A 2,786-nucleotide genomic window follows, 5' to 3' on the forward strand; every position below is an offset into this window, starting at 1 on the left:
CGGGGACGCGGACGGAACGGAGATGCGCATATTCGATCACCTGTGGTTTCGAGTCGGGGCCGGGAAGGGCCGTGCCGGAAGGCGCCCCTGTCCGGTGCGGAGGCGGGAGCGGCTGGTTCGGAGGCGGGAGCGGCCGGTTGGCAGCCGGGACCAGCCGGTTGGCAGCCGGGAGCGGATGGCGGACGAGGCGCCCGGGTCAGGGTGTGGTGGCGCGGCGCGGCTGTCTCCGGCGGGGTCCGGAGCGGCTGACCGGCCCCGCTCCGAGCCCGGCCAGTCCGGCCCGGAACAGCCCGTGCCTGACCCGTCGGAGAGCCGCCGTCTCCAGTTCGTCCCGCAGGGCGCCGTCGCGCAACAGTGCCTCGGGGCCGAGTAGTTCCTCGACGGCGGCCAGGGCACCGGCGGTGTCGCCGTGGTCCAGTCGGGCCCGGACGTCGACGAGGCACTCCGGGCGACGGTGCGCCTCGTCGATCACCTGTAGACATGGCAGCGGGGTGCCGGTCAGTGCGGCCAGCAGTTCCTCGCGGCGGATCTCGGCCGGATCGTGGTCGAACGGGACGAGCGTGCCGTTCACGAGGCCGATCCGGTGCTGGGCGCCACGGCAGGGAACGAGACGCGGAGTGGCTCGGCCGTCCGGGACGCGCGGCGGGACGTCCGGTGGGTGGCCCGGTACGAGCGCCGACGTGACAAGGGGGTGCAGCCGGTCGGCCTCGACCAGCCCGGCGCGGAGCAACGCCAGGTCGGGTAGCACCCACACCGCCGCGTCGGGCAGCACCGGGAGTTCGGCGGCGCCACCCCTGGCCGGTGCCGTCCTGATCCGTAGGCCGGACGCCGCACCGGCAGCGGCCTCCGGTGCCAGCTCCAGTACGAGCCGATGTCGGGCTCCGAGCCGTACGGCCACGGCAGCGCCGACCCGTCCGTCCGCGCGGAGCAGTATCTCCGCCTCGGCCGCCCAGCGGTCCACGGCACAGCCATGCGCCTGCCGCAGATCCTGGTGGGCAGCGGTACGGCCGTCGGCGGGCGGCTGGTCCGCCCCGGACCGTATCCGCAGCTCGTCGGTTCTGCGCGCGTCCCAGAGGTGGCGGTGCAGGTCGAGTCGGAACCGTCGGTCGGGACGGGGGTGCGGATGCGGGCCGGGTGCGGTCCTCGGTCCTGTTCCGCCCCAGAGGGCAAGGCTGATCCGTTGACCGGCATCCGCCCAGGCCGGTGGTGTTCGGGCCACGAGGTGCAGCGCGTTGCCACCCGATCGTTCCGCCGCGTGGTACCGGGCCAGGGACATGGTCAGGCCCGGACGCAGCAGCCCGTCCGGAGCGATCCTCGGCATGTGCCAGCGCAGCAGGTCAGGGGCCAGATGGCGGAGGTCGGTCCGGACTCGGGACGCGAGTTCCCGGCCGTGGGTGTCGGCCACGGAGCGAAGGTTCAGATCGACGTCGACGCGTGCGGCGGCGCAGGCCCCCGCCCAGTCCCCGGTGGCACGGCGGGCCGTCGCAGACTCGATCATGGACAGCGGCACGGCGAACTCGCGCACGTGCGGCCAGAAGGAAGGTCGGGAATCCCCGTTCACAGTCCGGGAGTGCATCAGCACTCACCTTTTGTGGACAGGACCCCCGATCCGGTGAGGGAGGTAATCATCGCGGGCAGCATACAGCTCTCGGCCACCTCGCGCCACGCGCCTGCCGGGCGGCGCGACGTGCCGTCAGCCGCGGCTTCCGGTTCGGCCACCGCCGCCTGACCACAGCCGATGACCTGCGGCACTTTCCTGGTCAGGCGGCTTCCGGAGCAGACGTCGCGAAGACTGTCGAGAACGGCCCGGCGACTCCGTCCCGGGAGCGGATGCGGCCACCGTGGTCGCCCGACACCGAGGAGACACCCGCATGACGATCCACCGGATGGACAACGTCCTCATCGTCGTCGACGACCTTGACGCCGTTATCTCGTTCTTCGTCGAACTGGGCATGGAACTGGAGGGCAGGGGGCCGGTCGAGGGACGCTGGGTGGAGCGTGTCATCGGGATCGACGACGTCCGGCAGGACGTCGCAATGCTGCGGACCCCGGACGGCCACGGCCGGATCGAGTTGGCGATGTTCCACACGCCGAGGGCGATCAGCGCCGAGCCGGAGAACGCGCCGGCGAACACCCTGGGCATCCGCCGCGTCATGTTCGCCGTCGACGACATCGAGGACGTCGTTGCCCGCCTGCGTACCCACGGCGCGGAACTCGTCGGCGAGTTGGCGCAGTACGAGGAGAGCTATCGGCTCTGCTACGTCCGGGGGCCGGAGGGCATCGTCGTCGGGCTGGCCGAACAGCTCGGCTGAGGAAGGCCCAAGGATTCCGACGTCGACGTCGATGTCGATGTCGATGTCGATGGTGATGTCGAGAAGTCGTGACCGGCTCCGTCCCCCGTCAGGAAGCGCGATCAGAATGGGTCGCAACCAGCACCGAGGAGAAGCACGATGGCCAAGTACCTGCTGCTCAAGCACTACCGTGGCGCCCCGATCGCGGTCAACGACGTGCCCATGGACCAGTGGACGCCGGAAGAGATCTCGGCCCACGTGCAGTACATGCGCGACTTCGCTGCCAGGCTCGAGGGAACCGGCGAGTTCGTCGACGGCCAGGCGCTCGCCCCGGAGGGGACGTTCGTCCGGTACGACGGCGAGGGTCGCCCGCCGGTCACGGACGGCCCGTTCGCCGAGACCAAGGACCTCATCGCCGGCTGGATGGTGATCGATGTCGACAGCTACGAGCGCGCCGTCGAGCTGGCGGGGGAGCTGTCGGCGGCTCCTGGGGCG

General features: G+C 71.4%; 3 protein-coding genes. 2 read left to right on the forward strand and 1 reads right to left on the reverse strand.

The genetic code is table 11. The features are described 5' to 3' along the window. Nucleotides 1–196: 196 nt before the first annotated feature. A complete protein-coding gene (locus I0C86_RS41825; protein WP_196206851.1) occupies nt 197–1,576 on the reverse strand; it encodes a hypothetical protein in 1,380 nt (459 codons plus the stop codon). 295 nt (nt 1,577–1,871) lie between these two features. Between I0C86_RS41825 and I0C86_RS41830 the strand changes: the two genes are divergently transcribed. Together I0C86_RS41830 and I0C86_RS41835 are read left to right on the forward strand one after the other, a co-directional pair. Further along, nucleotides 1,872–2,312, forward strand: a complete 441-nt coding sequence (locus I0C86_RS41830; RefSeq protein WP_196206852.1) for a VOC family protein — start codon at nt 1,872–1,874, stop codon at nt 2,310–2,312. A gap of 138 nt (nt 2,313–2,450) precedes the next feature. Then, nucleotides 2,451–2,786, forward strand: a 336-nt coding sequence (locus I0C86_RS41835) for a YciI family protein (protein WP_196206853.1), incomplete at its 3' end; no start/stop codon positions are given.

The organism is Plantactinospora alkalitolerans (assembly GCF_015690345.1).
In the GTDB taxonomy this organism is placed as follows: Bacteria; Actinomycetota; Actinomycetes; order Mycobacteriales; family Micromonosporaceae; genus Plantactinospora; species Plantactinospora alkalitolerans.